The sequence below is a fragment of the Streptomyces sp. NPDC001493 genome (assembly GCF_053597235.1).
In genome coordinates this window covers 1-14,594 of sequence record NZ_JBSFHV010000007.1, presented here as the reverse complement: position 1 = coordinate 14,594, position 14,594 = coordinate 1, and the positions used below count along the sequence as shown (strand labels likewise).

Here is a 14,594-nt window from a genome sequence, read left to right as displayed (position 1 = left end):
GCAGGACCAGGACCATGGCAGAGCCGAAGATCTTCACCTCCGCACAGGAGCTGCGCGACGGAGTGGGCGAGCAGCTGGGACACAGCGACTGGCTGGAGATCGACCAGAAGCGGATCGACCAGTTCGCCGAGGCGACCGGCGACCACCAGTGGATCCACGTCGATCCGGAACGCGCCGCGCACGGCCCGTTCGGCACGACGATCGCCCACGGTTATCTGACGCTCTCCCTGCTGCCGACGCTCGTCCCGCAGGTCATGGCGGTCGAGGGCGCGAAGATGGGCATCAACTACGGCACCAACAAGGTCCGTTTCCCCTCCACGGTCCCGGTCGGCTCGCGGCTGCGTGCCACGGCCGTGCTGAAGAGCGTCGAGGAGGCGGGCGGCGGGGTGCAGATCACCGCGCTCGTCACCGTGGAGCGCGAGGGCGGCGAGAAGCCGGCCTGCGTCGCGGAGTCGGTCTCGCGCTACTACTTCTGATTCCGAACCCGGCGCACCCGGGACGGCCTTGACGGCGACGGGCCCGTCGCACCGCGAGGACGCGGGGTGCGACGGGTCCGTCGCCACGTCCGGAGGCGAGTGGCCCGGGCTCGCGGTGGCGGACCCCACTTCGGGGCGCGCGACGGCGGGCTCTGCTTCGGGGCGCGCGCCCGGCAGGTTCTACTTCGGGGCGCGCCCGGCGGTTCTACTTCGGGGCGCCGACCATGCGCAGCACCAGGTCCTCGTAGAGCGCGCCGACCTCCTCGGGCGTGCGGCTGCCCTGCGCGTTGAACCAGCGCGAGACGTCGATGCAGAGGGAGAGGACGGCGAGCGCGGTGCCGGGTACGTCGGGGACGTCGAACTCCCCGCTGTCCACGCCGTCCTTGATGATCCGCCGCATCACCGCGTCGGTGCGCCGCCGCAGTTCGATGATCTCGGCGCGGTGTTCGTCGCTCAGCGCGTCGAGTTCGTACTGCACCACCCGGGCCGTCGCGAAGCGCTCCGCGTGCCACTGGACGAAGGCCCGTACGGCCACGGCGAGCCGGTCCGGAGCCGCGCCGTCGCCGTCCGCCGCGGCCTCCAGCAGGGAGAGCGCCCGGTCGTGGCCGATGCGGCTGATCCGGTGGAGCAGCTCTTCCTTCGTCTTGTAGTGGATGTAGAGGGCCGCCGGGCTCATACCGGCCCGGCCGGCGATGTCACGGGTGGTCGTCGCGTGGTAGCCGCGCTCGGCGAAGGCCTCGACCGCCGCCACGAGGAGCCGCCGGGCGGCCTCGGGGGTCACTTCGCCCCACGGCGTCTCCTGGCCGTCGGTCTCCTCCGCCGTACCCATGGTCACGCGCCCCTCTCAGTCCGCCGGACGAACACCATACCCCGAACCTGAGCAAGCGCTTAGGACCGTGCCCGCAGAATAGCGCCGCCCGTGCGAAAGGGGGAGGTGGGACGAGATCCTCACCGAAAACCACTCCGCCCCGCACCGCGTGATCACGGTACGGGGCGCGGGACCGCGGGCTCCTGCCCGCACGCCCAAGGCGGCGGACGGGACACGCCCGGAAGGGGCGGACGGGGAGCGGGGCGGCGGGCGGGGAGCGGGGCGGCGGATTGGGAGCGGGGCGGTCAGAGCTTCTGGAAGGGGTCGTGCTCGGCGAGGATCTTCTCCAGCCTCGCCTGGTCGACGCGGCTGACGATCCGGCCCTCCTCCTGGCGGTCGCGGATGACCTTGGCGAGGGTGAAGCACGAGGTGACGAGGTAGAGGACGCCGATGGCGAGGAAGCCCCGCACCCACCCGTCCGCGTGGAGGAAGAAGATACCGAGGGCCACCGCGCTCATCGCCACCCCGAAGGAGGCGACGGCCTGGCCGTAGAAGGCGGCGGTGCTCTGCTGCTTGACCGGTGTCGTGTCGCTCATACCCCGAGCTTCCGCCGCCGGGCGGGGGCGCCGCATCCGTGCCCGTACTCACGGCCGTACTCAGGCGCGGTGCGGGGCGGTCGGAACGCGAAAACCCGGGCCAGAAGGCCGAGAACCCGGCCAGTGGGCGGAGACCCGATCGCGCGGAGACCCGGCCAGCGGGCCGAGACCCCGGTCAGAACGCCGAGACCCCGGTCAGCGCGCGGCCGATGATCAGCTTCTGGATCTGGCTGGTGCCCTCGTAGAGCGTCATCACGCGGGCGTCGCGGACCAGTTTGCCCACCGGGTACTCGTCGATGTAGCCGTAACCGCCGAACACCTGGAGGGCGTTGTTGGCGCACCGTACCGCCGCTTCGGAGGCGAAGAGCTTGGCCTGGGAGGCGGCGGTGGCGAAGGGCTCGCCCCGGTCGATCAGGTCGGCGACCCGCCAGGTGAGGAGGCGGGCGGCGTCCACGTCCACGGCGATGTCGCTGAGAAGTTCCTGGACCAGCTGGTAGCCCGCGATGGGCTTGCCGAACTGCTGCCGCTCGCCCGCGTAACCGACGGCCGCGTCCAGGGCCGCCTGTGCGATCCCCACGCAGCCGGCCGCCACCGACATACGTCCCTTGGCCAGGGCGGACATCGCGATCGAGAACCCCTTGCCCTCGGGGCCCATCAGCGCGGCCGCGGGGACCCGGACGCCCTCCAGGACCAGTTCGGCGGTGGCCTGTCCGCGCAGGCCGAGCTTGCCGTGGACGGTGTTGCGGGTGAGGCCCGGGGTGTCGGTGGGCACCAGGAAGGCGGAGACACCCTTGTGGCCGGGGGTCTCGCCGGTACGGGCGAAGAGCAGCACCACGTCGGCCCAGGTGCCGTTGGTGATGAACATCTTGGTGCCGTCGATGACGTAGTCGTCGCCGTCGCGCACGGCCCTCGTCGTGAGGTTCCCCGCGTCGGAGCCGGTGCCGGGCTCGGTGAGCCCGAAGCAGCCGATCAGGTCCCCGGCGGTGAGCCCGGGGAGCCAGCGGCGCTTCTGCTCCTCGTCGCCCCAGGCGGCGATGGTCTTGGCGACCAGCCCGAGGGAGACCGAGACGACGCCGCGCACCGAGGAGTCGCCGCGCCCCAGCTCCTCGGTGACCAGGCAGTACGCGAGGTGGTCGCCGCCCGAGCCGCCGTACTCCTCGGGCACGGTGAGGCCGAGGAACCCCAGAGCGCCCAGCTTCTTCACGATCGACTTGTCGACGCTCTCGGCACGGTCCCAGGCGGCGACGTGCGGGGTCACTTCCCGGGCCACGAAGTCCCTGGCCAGCCGGCGGACCGCTTCCTGCTCCTCGCTGAGCTCCAGGTTCATCGGACTCCACTCCTCCGCCATCGGGTACCGGACCGCAGGGCCGCCCGACCTCGCCGATCACTTTAATTAGCACTGCTAGTTTCCGTCGCAGCCCACTATGTGCCGCCGGGCCGTGCGGCGCAAGCCCTTCCGGACGCCTGTCCGGACGGGTGCGTCCACCACTCCCAGGCAATGGGCGACACGATTCGGCCGAGGACGCGGCGGGGCATGGCCCTCTCTCCTTTCCCCTGCTAAATTCCCTGGCTGCTCATACGGCGATGAACGGAGAACCACGGGGGGTTGCGTGTCGTTCGCGGAGGAATGGGCTCAGCTGAAAGCGGATGCCGCCATGCGGATAGATCAACTACCCGCGGAAGCGGGCGGATCACCCGCCGGACCAGCATTGGACTACAACACCGATTCCATCAACGGGAATGCGAATCTGTTGATCGAAATAGCGGGGCTCCTGTACGAGGCCAGGCCGGACGGCGACCTGTGCACCATGGCGCGGGAGCCGAGGACGCACGGCGACGTAGCCGCACAGGTGGAGCGTTTCGGCCGATTCGCCGATGATCAATTCCAGGACACCGTCGCACTGTTCACGGCACTCTCCACCCGCCTCAGAGCGGCAGGATCGGATTTGGTGACCGTGGACGACGCCCAGGCCGGACGCTTCCTCGACGAAGTCCTGCGCTATGGCCAGTACGTGGCACCGGAGGCGAAATGAGCGGGCTCACCCACCGCAAAGACGTCGAATTTCTGGAAGGGTGCAATCCGGCTCTGGTCGAGCGCAACGCCGACGAGTTCCGGCGCATTCACGACGTGCTGGTGGAGACCGATGAACCCGCCGAACGGGCGGAACGGCACACCCACTGGAGCAGCGAGGGAAGCCTGCACTACGAAGCACGTCTGTCCGAGGCACGCAAGCTGATGCGGAACATCGCGGAGGGATACGCCAAAGCCAGTGGCTCGCTGCGCGCCTACGCGTGGGCGCTCGAATCCGCCAAGAGCCACTACTCCAACGGGAAGGCCAACGAGCAGGCCCTGGCGCGGCTGATCGGCACCAAGGGCGTCGCGATCACGAGGGAGGCGCAGGACGCGGAGCCGATGCGCCAGTGGGAGGACATGCGGGCGACCACGGGCGTCCTCGACTTCTTCGCCGAACTCACCATGGACGTCGACGACATCAGGGACGAGGCGAACCGGCTGCACGACGCCGCCGGAGAAGACTTCCGACGCGCGGGCTCGACCGAGAAGGAGGCTCGGGACATCTGCGTGCACGGGCTGAAGCAGGCCTACGATCTGCTGCCCGAGTTCCGCCTGGGGTTCGTCCAGCGTGTCGACATCGCCTCAGCCGTCGCACCGCTACGGAACGAGGCCCGGGAGGCGAGCGGCAATCCTCTCACTCACCTCTCCGGCAGCGCCCCGAAACAGGGGTACGCCCCGCCGACCGGGGACAGCCCCGTCTCACCCACCTTGCAGGACATCCGGACTCAGCTCGCGGGACTCCCGGGGGCGACCGACAGCTACTGGAACCCGCCGTCCTCCGGCCAGGACCGCGCGGCCTGGATCGCGGCGAACAAGGAGATCATCCGGGCTGCCGCCGAGAACTCGGGACTGCCCGCGGACATGGTCGCCGGTATCGCCTGGCAGGAGATCGGTGGCCAGCCGGGCTACCTGGACGACATCACGGACACGATCCGTGAACAGGCGGACGCCCCCTGGGGGCTCAGCCCGGTCTCGCCCGAGAATCTGCCGTGGCGGCTGGGCGGGAGCCCCGACGAGACGTCCTTCGGCCCCATCGCCATCCAGATCCGCAGGGGCGCCGAAGTGCTCGGTTACGATCCGGACAGCCTCACCGAGCACCAGCGGTCCATCGTGGAGGAATCCCTCCAGGACCCGGGACAGAACATATTCATCGCCTCCGGATACCTGGCGCAGCTCAAGGCGGAGAGCGAGTTCGCCGACGTGCCCGCGGCGGAGATGACACCCGCCCAGTACCAGGAGCTGGCGGCCCGCTACAACGGTGGCCCCTACTGGGAGGGCGCCGACGCGCAGGCGTACGGCCGCGGCTTCACCAACAACCTCGACGACGCGAGGGGAGCGCTGGACCGATGACCGGCCGCGAGGGCGCCCCGCAGGCGTCCGGGGATCAGGGCTGTCTGCGCCAGGTCCTCATGGTCCCGTTGGTGATCCTGTACCTGGTCGCGGGCTTCTTCCTGTACACGGCGCTGACGATCCGTCCCTCTGGCAGCTGGGACGACGATGCCCGCGCCGGCATCGTGCTGTCGTGCCTCCTCACCCTCCTGGCAGGCGCGGCGACAGCAGGGCTCCTGCTCCTCCCGCCGGTTCGCAGGACCATGGGGCTGTGGTGGGCGGCGCCGGCGCTGCTGATGGGGGTGGGCGCGATCGTTCGCTGGGCGACGACGGGCTGATGCGCGTCGCGAATGCAGCGCCGTCCGCCCGGAGGACTGGTGGGACTCCCGCAGCACGCTTCAGCGGTTGCACGGCCGCGACCGGCGTTGTCCGCCGCCGGAGAACGTGACCAGCGGGTTCCCGGCGGCCAGGCCCTACTATGTGCCGCATGGCCCGACCTCGTACCCCCCTCCTGAGCAGAGAACGGATCGTCGAGGCGGCGGGCGCGCTGGTGGACCAGGAGGGCCTCGGTGCGGTCTCCACCCGGCGGCTCGCAGCCGAGCTGGGGGTCAGCGGGCCGTCGCTGTACAACCACTTCCGGAACAAGGACGAGATCCTCGACGCGGTCGCCGACGCGGTGTCCGCCCAGGTCGACCTGTCGATGTTCGACGCGGACGATCCGCGCGACTGGCAGCGTTCCCTGCGCGACTGGGCCGTCTCCTACCGCGCCGCGCTCGCCGCCCATCCGCACATCGTGCCGGTCCTGGCGCAGGGCCCCGGGCGGCGGCCCGCCGGGCTGCGGGTGGCCGACGCGGTGTTCGGCGCGATGGTCGACGCGGGCTGGCCGCGCGCCCAGGCCACGTACATCGGGGCGCTGATGCGGTACTTCGTCACCGGCTCCGCGCTGGGCTCCTTCGCGCGGGGTTTCGTGGACGACGAGACGGCGTACGACCCCGCCGACTATCCGCACCTCGGCCAGGCCCACCTGCTCGCCGACCGGCGCCAACAGGTGGACGAGGGGGCGTTCGAGACGGGGCTGCGGGCGCTGCTCGACGGACTGGCGCTCCAGTACGCGCAACTGGATCCCGCCCGTACCTCCGCCCGGGGCCCTCGCGCGGTGGACCAGGACCGACCGGACCGGGACCGTCGCGCGGACGATTGACTCTTCCCGGCAATTCGGTGGGCGCCCGACCTCACGCCCCGTACGGTCCTGTCCATGAGCACACCGCCCACCCCCGCCTCCCCGCCCCGATCCGGCCCCGACCGGCGGGCCGTCGCCGCCGCCTGCTTCACCGTCGTGCTGTGGGCGACCGCGTTCGTCTCCATCCGCAGCGCGGGCGACGCCTACTCCCCCGGCGCGCTCGCCCTCGGCCGGCTGCTGGCGGGTTCGGTGGTGCTCGTCGCCCTGCTGCTCGTACGCCGCGAGGGGCTGCCCGCGCGTGGCGCCTGGCCCGGCATCGTCGTCTCCGGGCTCCTCTGGTTCGGGCTCTACATGGTGGTGCTCAACTGGGGCGAGCAGGAGGTGGACGCCGGGACCGCCGCGATGGTGGTGAACATCGGGCCGATCCTGATCGCCCTGCTCGGCGCCCGGCTGCTGGGCGAGGGGCTGCCGCCCCGGCTGCTCGTGGGCATGGGGGTGTCCTTCGCGGGCGCCGTCGTCGTCGGTCTGTCCATGTCGGGGCACGGCGGTTCCTCGGTGCTCGGGGTGCTGCTCTGCTTCGTCGCCGCCATGACGTACGCGGCCGGCGTGGTCGCGCAGAAGCCCGCGCTGCGGCACGGTTCGCCCCTCCAGATCACCGCCTTCGGCTGCCTGATCGGCGCGGCGGGCTGCCTTCCGTTCACCGGGGTGCTGGTCCACGAGGCCGCCGACGCCCCGCTCTCCGCCACCCTCAACATGATCTATCTGGGCGTCTTCCCGACCGCGCTGGCCTTCACCACCTGGGCGTACGCGCTGGCGCGCACCACGGCGGGCCGGATGGGTTCCACCACCTACGCGGTGCCCGCGCTCGTGGTGCTGATGTCGTGGCTGGTGCTCGACGAGGTGCCCGCCGCGCTCTCCGTCCTCGGCGGGCTGCTCTGCCTGGCCGGGGTGGCGGTCTCCCGGACCCGTCCGCAGACTGGGCGGACGCGGAAGGTCGTGGCCGAGCCGGTGGAGGGAACCCCCGATGGCGTCGAGCAGCAGGAAACCGGACGGGTCTGACGGGCGGGCCCGGGGGGCCCGGCGGAGAACGGCGGGAGCGGGCTCCCCGGCGAAGGGTTCCCCGGCCGAGAGCTCCCCGCCCGAGTCGGAGGTGGCCCGGGCCGCCCGGTTCGGCGGGCCGCACCTGGAGGGGTTCGGGCTCCACGAACGGGGCGACGACGACCCGGAGCTGGTCACCCCCGAAGGACGCGCCCGGGACGCCTGGCGGGAGGACTACCCGTATCCGCAGAAGCTCGGCCGCAAGGCGTACGACAAGCAGAAACGTGCCCTCCAGATCGAGCTGATCAAGCTCCAGCACTGGGTGAAGGAGCTCGACGAGCGGCTGGTGATCATCTTCGAGGGGCGGGACGCGGCGGGCAAGGGCGGCACCATCAAGCGGTTCACCGAGCACCTCAACCCGCGCGGTGCCCGGGTGGTGGCCCTGGAGAAGCCGACCGAACGCGAGCGGTCGCAGTGGTACTTCCAGCGGTACGCCATCCATCTGCCGACGGCGGGCGAGATCGTCCTCTTCGACCGGTCCTGGTACAACCGGGCCGGGGTGGAGCGGGTGATGGGGTTCTGCACCACCCGCGAGTACCTGGAGTTCATGCACCAGGCCCCGGGGTTCGAACGGATGCTGGTCCGCGACGGCATCCACATCGTGAAGTTCTGGTTCTCGGTCTCCCGCAACGAGCAGCGCAACCGGTTCATGATCCGGCAGATCGACCCGGTGCGCCGGTGGAAGCTGAGCCCGGTCGACCTGGCGTCGCTCGACAAGTGGGACGCGTACACCGAGGCGAAGGAGCTGATGCTCTTCCACACCGACACGGCGGACGCGCCCTGGACGGTGGTGAAGAGCAACGACAAGAAGCGGGCGCGGCTGGAGGCGATGCGGCACGTGCTGGACCGCTTCGACTACCCGGGCAAGGACGCCTCGGTGGTCGGTACGCCGGACCCGCTGGTCGTCGGCCCGGCGTCCCGGCTCTTCGAGGAGGGCGAGATGGATGCCCGGCTGCTCGCCCCGAGGCCGCCGAAGAGCTGAGGGGGCCGAAGGGCTGGGGGGCCCGAAGAGCTGGAGGGCCCGAAGGGCTGAGGCCACCGAAGGGCTGAGGCCGCTTTTCCGCCCTCGGCGGGAGCGACGCGCACCACGGCACAACACCGGGCGACCGGATTCCGACGGGTCGGCGAACTTCTGCCATTCTTAGGCCAGTTGACCGTACCCGTCAGTAGCGTGTGCGCCCGTGACCACACACCACGCTCCCGCACCCAGTCGTCGTACGGTCGTCAAGGCAGCGGCCGCCACGGCCGTCGCCGCCCCCGTCCTCCTCGGCGCGAGTGCCGCCCGGGCCGCCGACGGGCCGGTCTTCCTGCACGGCGTCGCCTCCGGCGATCCGCTCCCCGACGGCGTCCTCCTGTGGACCCGCGTCACGCCCTCCCCGGACGCCGTACCCGGCTCCGGCCTCGGCGCGGACACCCCGGTCGGCTGGGAGATCGCCGAGGACAAGGCGTTCTCCCGGACGGTCGCCTCCGGCACCTCGGTCGCCCGGGCCGCCTCCGACCACACCGTCAAGGCGGACGTCCGGGGGCTGCGCCCGGCCACCGCCTACTGGTTCCGCTTCTCGGCCGCCGACGGGCAGGTCCTCTCCCCCGTCGGCCGCACCCGCACCGCGCCCGCCGCCGGAGCGGCGACGCCCGGTGTCCGCTTCGGCGTGGTCTCCTGCGCCAACTGGGAGGCCGGCTTCTTCTCCCCGTACCGGCACCTCGCGGCCCGCGCCGACCTGGACGCCGTGCTGCACCTCGGGGACTACATCTACGAGTACGCGTCCGGCGGTTACGCCCACGGGGACACCGTGGTGCGCCCGCACTCCCCGCTGAACGAGATCCTCACCCTGGCCGACTACCGCACCCGGCACGCCACGTACAAGACGGACGCCGATCTCCAGGCCCTGCACGCCGCGCACCCGGTGATAGCGATCTGGGACGACCACGAGTTCGCCAACGACGCGTGGTCGGGCGGAGCCGAGAACCACACCCCGGCGACCGAGGGCGTCTGGGCCGACCGGGTCGCGGCGGCCAAGCAGGCGTACTTCGAGTGGATGCCGGTCCGCGCCTCCACCGAGGGCACCGTCTACCGCCGCCTCTCCTTCGGCGGCCTCGCCGAACTGCACCTGCTCGACCTGCGCAGCTTCCGTTCCGCGCAGGCGTCGGTCGGCAGCGGCTCGGTCGACGACCCGGAGCGCACGATCACCGGCCGGGCCCAACTGGACTGGCTGAAGGCCGGTCTCGCCGCCTCGGCGGCCAGCTGGAAGCTGGTCGGGACGTCGGTGATGATCTCCCCGGTCGCCTTCGGATCGGTCCCGGCCGATGTGCTCGCGCCCCTCGCCGAGCTGCTCGGTCTGCCCGGTGGCGGCCTCGCCGTCAACGTCGACCAGTGGGACGGCTACACCGACGACCGCAAGGAGCTGATCGGCCACCTGCGGGACAGGTCGGTGACCAACACGGTCTTCCTGACCGGCGACATCCACATGGCCTGGGCCAACGACGTGCCGGTGAAGGCCGCGACCTATCCGCTGTCGGCCTCCGCCGCCACCGAGTTCGTGGTGACGTCGGTGACCTCGGACAACCTGGACGACATCCTGGGGGTCCCCGCGCACACGGTCTCCGAGGTCGCCGCCCTCGCGGTGAAGTCCGCCAACCGCCACGTCAAGTGGGTCGACATGGACGGGCACGGTTACGGGGTCCTCGACGTGACCGCCGAGCGCGCGCAGATGGACTACTACGCGGTCTCCGACAAGACCCGCCAGGACGCCACGGCCGCCTGGGTCCGCTCGTACCGCACCCTCGACGGCACCCAGAAGGTCGAACGGGCCGACGCCCCGGTGCGCTGACTCGCCGGTGGACCGCCCGCGGTCCTGCCGCCGCCCGCCGGTTCCGAGAGGTACGGGCGGGCGGCGGCTCCCCTCCACCGGGTGCGCGCCGCGGCTCAGAAGGTGACCAGGGCCCGGCCGCCCTTTCCGGCGATCATGTTCTCGAAGGCGGCGGGGATGCCGTCGAGCGAGATGCGCTCGGTGACCATCGTCGACACGTCGAAACGGCCCGCGCGGATGTGCTCGGCCAGCACCGGCAGGTCGCGTTCGGGGTCGCTGTTGCCGTACACGCAGCCGGTCAGGGAGCGGCCCCAGTGGAAGATCTCCAGGGCGTTGAAGGTGACGTCCTGGTCCTTGGCACCGATGCCGACGACGGTGGTGCGGCCGCCCCGGCGGGTGGACTCCCAGGCGGTGCGGATGGTCTGCGCACGGCCCACGCACTCCACGGCCACGTCCGCGCCCACCCCGTCGGTGAGCTTACGGATGTCGCGCGGGGTGGTTGCGGAGGCGACGACGTAGTCGGTGGCGCCCGCCAGCCGGGCCAGTTCCTCCTTCTCCGGCGTGACGTCCACGGCGATGATCCGGGACGCCCCGGCGATGCGCGCCGACTGGAGCACGGCGAGGCCGACCCCGCCGATCCCGAACACGGCCACGGTCTCCCCGGCACGCACCCGGGCGGAGTGGTGGACCGCGCCGTAGCCGGTGAGCACCGCGCAGCCGAGGAGGGCCGCGTCGGTGAGCGGGATGCCGGCCGGGGCGGGCAGCACGCAGTTCGCGGCGACGAGGGTCTCCTGCGCGAACGCGGCGACGTTCAGGCCGGGGTGGAGTTCGGTGCCGTCGGCGAGACGGGCGTGGACGTTCGCGGCGCCCTTCAGCGCGTCGGCGCAGAGCCAGACCTCGCCGATCCGGCAGGGGTGGCATTTCCCGCAGGAGGGAGCCCAGTTGAGGACGACTCCGTCGCCGGGGGCGACGTGCTCGACCCCCTCGCCGACCTCCAGGACGGTGCCCGAGCCCTCGTGCCCGAGGACGCAGGGCACCGGCAGGCGCATGGTGCCGTTGCTCAGGGACAGATCGGAGTGGCAGACCCCGGCGGCGGCCAGGCCCACTCTCACCTGACCCGGTCCGGTCTCCGGCAGTTCGATGTCGGTGATCTCCAACGGCGCCTGGACGGCGGCCAGTACGGCGGCGCGAACCACGGACGGCTCCTCGTGTGGTCGACCGGGCCCGGCGGGACCCGGCTGCGGGCGGGACAGTCTTCCGGAAGGGGACGGCTGTCAGAACTGGAGCGATTTCGTCTGGAGGTACTCGGCGAGACCGTGCGGGCCGAGCTCGCGGCCGACGCCGGACTGCTTGTAACCGCCGAAGGGCGCCAGCGGGTTGAACCGTCCGCCGTTGATGTCGACCTGGCCGGTCTCCATCCGGCGGGCGAAGGCCACGGCCCGCTCGCCGTCGGCCGCCCAGACCGCACCGGCCAGGCCGTAGACGGTGCCGTTGGCGATCCGGAGGGCGTCCTCCTCGTCCTCGTACCGGAGGATGGTGAGGACCGGGCCGAAGATCTCCTCCTGGGCGATGACCATGTCCGGGGTGACGTCGGCGAACACGGTGGGGCTGACGTAATAGCCCTTCTCGCGCGGGGAGTCGGGGCCGCCCGCGACGAGCCGGGCGCCCTCGGCCAGGCCCTTCTCGATGTAACTCCGCACCCGCGCCTGCTGTTTGGCGTTGACGAGGGGGCCGATCCGTTCACCGGGTACGTACTTGGCGACGGCCGCCGCGGCGAGGTCGACGGCCTCCTCGTACCGCTCCGCGTCCACCAGCATCCGGGTCCACGCGCTGCACGTCTGGCCGGAGTTGGACATCACGTTGGCGACGCCGGCGTTGACGGCCCTGGCGAGGTCGGCGCCCGGCAGGATGACGTTGGCGGACTTGCCGCCCAGTTCCAGCGCGACGCGCTTGACGGCGCCGCTCGCGGTGGCGCCGATCGACCGGCCGACGGCGGTGGAGCCGGTGAAGGAGACGAGGTCGACCCCGGGGTGCTCGGCGAGGGCCTGGCCCGCGACCGGGCCGAGCCCGGTGACCAGGTTGAAGACACCGGCCGGGATCCCGGCCTCCTCGGTCGCCTCGGCGAAGAGCTGCGCGGTCAGCGGGGTGTCCTCGGCGGGCTTGAGGACGACCGTGCAGCCGGCGGCCAGCGCGGGGGCGACCTTGGCGACGATCTGGTGGAGCGGGTAGTTCCAGGGGGTGATGGCTCCGACGACCCCGACCGGCTCGTGCAGCACGGTGGAGCTGCCGAGTTTCTCCTCGAAGGCGTAGCCGGCGGCGAGTTCGGCGTACGAACCGGCGACCAGCACGGGGACGCCCGCGTGCACGGCCCGCGAGAGCCTGAGCGGGGAGCCGAGTTCGGCGGTGACCGTCTCGGCGATCTCCTCGGCGCGGGCGGCGAGGGCGTCGCGCAGGGCGGCGAGCCGTGCGGCCCGTTCGGCGGGCGGGGTGGCCGCCCAGCCGGGGAACGAGGCACGCGCGGCGCGTACGGCGGCGTCCACGTCGGCGGCGGTACCGGCGGGCACATGAGCGATGACCTGCTCGTCGGCCGGGTTCACGACCGCGATGGTGTCGCGCCCCTCGGCGGGCCGCCAGGCGCCGCCGATGTACATCCCGTCATGGGCCTTCATGGCTGTTCCTCCCGGGCTTGCGGTACCTGCGTGCGGGCCGCCCACTGGCGTCGCCGGACCTGGGCGTCCGACGTCTCCCGCGCGGGCCTGGCCGTCCGAACCCAAACTAACGCTGTTAGTTTTTGCGCGCCAGAGCCGATGCCGGACCGGGTCCGGAGACGCGCGTCACGTGGGCGCCGGCCGCGTGCGGACAAGGGCCGGATACCCGCGTCACGTGGGCGCCGGGCGCGTACGGACAAGGACCGGAGACGCGTCACGTGGGCGCCGGCCGCGTGCGGACCGGGGCGGGAACGCCGAGGGGCGGCGCTCTCCGGCTCGGTGCCGGGTCACGCCGCCCTCGGGCGGTACGGGGTGCGGGCTGCGGCCCGCGTGGTCACGGCGGTTACTTCGGGTCGGCGTTGAAGGTCGAGGTAGACCAGAGGTAGCCGAGGACCGAGAGTCCCAGGCACCACGCCACGGCGATCCAGCCGTTGTTGCCGATCTCGGTGCCGAGCAGGAGTCCGCGCAGGGTCTCGATGGCCGGGGTGAAGGGCTGGTACTCGGCGACCGGCTGGAACCAGCCGGGCATGGTGTCGACGGGGACGAAGGCGCTGGAGAGGAGCGGCAGCAGGATCAGCGGCATCGCGTTGTTGCTCGCCGCCTCGACGGTCGGGCTGACCAGGCCCATGCCGACCGCGATCCAGGTGAGCGCCAGGGCGAAGAGCACCAGCAGGCCGAACGCCGCCAGCCACTCGAGGACGGTGGCGTCGGTGGAGCGGAAGCCGATGGCGACGCCGACGGCCCCGACGAGAACCACGCTGGCGACCGACTGCAGCACGCTGCCGACGACGTGCCCGATGAGGACCGATCCCCGGTGGATCGCCATGGTGCGGAAGCGGGCGATGATGCCCTCGGTCATGTCCATGGAGACGGAGACCGCGCTGCCGACCACGGTGCTCCCGATGGTCATCAGCAGCAGGCCGGGGACGATGTAGGCGATGTAGTCGGAGCGGTCCCCGCCGCCGATGCCCGCGCTCATGGTGTCGCCGAAGATGTAGACGAAGAGCAGCAACAGCATGATCGGCGTGAGCAGCAGGTTGAGGGTGAGCGAGGGGTAGCGCCGGGCGTGCAGCAGGTTGCGGCGCAGCATCGTGGACGAGTCGCGCACGGCGAGGGAGAGGGAGCTCATCGGACTTCGTCCTCCTGGGAGTTGACTGACTTGGCCGACGCGCCGGACGGGTCGGACTGGTGCGGGACGCGGGCGCCGCCGGTGAGGGCGAAGAACACGTCGTCGAGGTCGGGGGTGTGGACGGTGAGTTCGTCGGCTTCGACGTGGGCGGCGTCGAGGCGGTCGAGGATGGTGCGGAGTTCGCGCTGGCTGCCGTCGCTGAGGATCTGGAGGGCGAGGGCGTCGTCGTCGCGGGAGGCGTCGGGCAGGGCGGTGGCGGCGTCGCGGTAGGCGGTGGGGTCGGTGAAGCGGAGACGGACGTGTCCGCCGGGGACGAGGCGCTTGAGTTCTTCGGCGGTGCCTTCGGCGGCGATCTTCCCGTCGTGGAGGACGGCGATGCGGTCGGCGAG

Annotated in this window: 14 protein-coding genes and 1 pseudogene; 8 read left to right on the top strand and 7 right to left on the bottom strand. The window is 71.7% G+C overall.

Annotation, left to right across the window (positions count from 1 at the left end; all coding sequences use genetic code 11):
• Positions 1 to 14: 14 nt before the first annotated feature.
• On the top strand, positions 15 to 476 hold the full coding sequence (locus tag ACWCWD_RS12575; RefSeq protein WP_450772380.1) for a MaoC family dehydratase: 462 nt from the start codon (positions 15 to 17) through the stop codon (positions 474 to 476).
• 205 nt (positions 477 to 681) lie between these two features.
• Here ACWCWD_RS12575 and ACWCWD_RS12570 read toward each other — a convergent pair whose 3' ends face one another.
• From ACWCWD_RS12570 to ACWCWD_RS12560, 3 genes are all read right to left on the bottom strand, one after another.
• The gene (locus tag ACWCWD_RS12570; RefSeq protein WP_450772708.1) at positions 682 to 1,305 is read right to left on the bottom strand and encodes a TetR/AcrR family transcriptional regulator; all 624 of its coding nucleotides are present in this window, start codon (positions 1,303 to 1,305) and stop codon (positions 682 to 684) included.
• A 284-nt stretch (positions 1,306 to 1,589) separates the two neighbouring features.
• A complete protein-coding gene (locus tag ACWCWD_RS12565; RefSeq protein ID WP_450772379.1) occupies positions 1,590 to 1,880 on the bottom strand; it encodes a YiaA/YiaB family inner membrane protein in 291 nt (96 codons plus the stop codon).
• A 175-nt stretch (positions 1,881 to 2,055) separates the two neighbouring features.
• Positions 2,056 to 3,207, bottom strand: coding sequence for an acyl-CoA dehydrogenase family protein (locus ACWCWD_RS12560; RefSeq protein ID WP_450772378.1), 1,152 nt, complete (start codon positions 3,205 to 3,207; stop codon positions 2,056 to 2,058).
• Positions 3,208 to 3,490: 283 nt separating this feature from the next.
• Between ACWCWD_RS12560 and ACWCWD_RS12555 the strand changes: the two genes are divergently transcribed.
• The 7 genes from ACWCWD_RS12555 to ACWCWD_RS12525 all read left to right on the top strand — a co-directional run bounded on the left by ACWCWD_RS12555 (position 3,491) and on the right by ACWCWD_RS12525 (position 10,389).
• Positions 3,491 to 3,913 (top strand): hypothetical protein, encoded by a 423-nt coding sequence (locus tag ACWCWD_RS12555; RefSeq protein ID WP_450772377.1) that lies wholly within the window; start codon positions 3,491 to 3,493, stop codon positions 3,911 to 3,913.
• Positions 3,910 to 5,304 carry a hypothetical protein gene (locus tag ACWCWD_RS12550; RefSeq protein ID WP_450772376.1) on the top strand — a complete coding sequence of 465 codons (1,395 nt, stop codon included), beginning with the start codon at positions 3,910 to 3,912 and terminating at the stop codon, positions 5,302 to 5,304. Before ACWCWD_RS12555 ends, ACWCWD_RS12550 begins: the two co-directional genes overlap by 4 nt.
• Positions 5,301 to 5,621, top strand: coding sequence for a hypothetical protein (locus ACWCWD_RS12545; RefSeq protein WP_450772374.1), 321 nt, complete (start codon positions 5,301 to 5,303; stop codon positions 5,619 to 5,621). Before ACWCWD_RS12550 ends, ACWCWD_RS12545 begins: the two co-directional genes overlap by 4 nt.
• A gap of 149 nt (positions 5,622 to 5,770) precedes the next feature.
• The gene (locus ACWCWD_RS12540; protein WP_450772373.1) at positions 5,771 to 6,484 is read left to right on the top strand and encodes a TetR/AcrR family transcriptional regulator; all 714 of its coding nucleotides are present in this window, start codon (positions 5,771 to 5,773) and stop codon (positions 6,482 to 6,484) included.
• A 54-nt stretch (positions 6,485 to 6,538) separates the two neighbouring features.
• Positions 6,539 to 7,522, top strand: coding sequence for a DMT family transporter (locus ACWCWD_RS12535; protein WP_450772372.1), 984 nt, complete (start codon positions 6,539 to 6,541; stop codon positions 7,520 to 7,522).
• Entirely contained in the window at positions 7,488 to 8,543 is a 1,056-nt protein-coding gene (ppk2, locus tag ACWCWD_RS12530) for a polyphosphate kinase 2 (protein ID WP_450772371.1), read from the top strand. The genes ACWCWD_RS12535 and ppk2 overlap by 35 nt, the downstream gene beginning before the upstream one ends.
• A gap of 199 nt (positions 8,544 to 8,742) precedes the next feature.
• A complete protein-coding gene (locus ACWCWD_RS12525) occupies positions 8,743 to 10,389 on the top strand; it encodes an alkaline phosphatase D family protein (protein WP_450772369.1) in 1,647 nt (548 codons plus the stop codon).
• Between the two features lie 95 nt (positions 10,390 to 10,484).
• Here the strand turns inward: ACWCWD_RS12525 and ACWCWD_RS12520 are convergent, their stop codons facing one another.
• From ACWCWD_RS12520 to ACWCWD_RS12505, 4 genes and pseudogenes are all read right to left on the bottom strand, one after another.
• Positions 10,485 to 11,564, bottom strand: a complete 1,080-nt coding sequence (locus ACWCWD_RS12520) for a Zn-dependent alcohol dehydrogenase (RefSeq protein ID WP_450772367.1) — start codon at positions 11,562 to 11,564, stop codon at positions 10,485 to 10,487.
• A 78-nt stretch (positions 11,565 to 11,642) separates the two neighbouring features.
• A complete protein-coding gene (locus tag ACWCWD_RS12515; protein WP_450772365.1) occupies positions 11,643 to 13,037 on the bottom strand; it encodes an aldehyde dehydrogenase family protein in 1,395 nt (464 codons plus the stop codon).
• Positions 13,038 to 13,419: 382 nt separating this feature from the next.
• Complete coding sequence (locus ACWCWD_RS12510) at positions 13,420 to 14,205, bottom strand: ABC transporter permease (RefSeq protein ID WP_450772364.1); 786 nt, start codon at positions 14,203 to 14,205, stop codon at positions 13,420 to 13,422.
• Positions 14,202 to 14,594: pseudogene (locus ACWCWD_RS12505) on the bottom strand (ABC transporter); the annotation flags it as partial. The pseudogene ACWCWD_RS12505 and the gene ACWCWD_RS12510, both read right to left, overlap by 4 nt.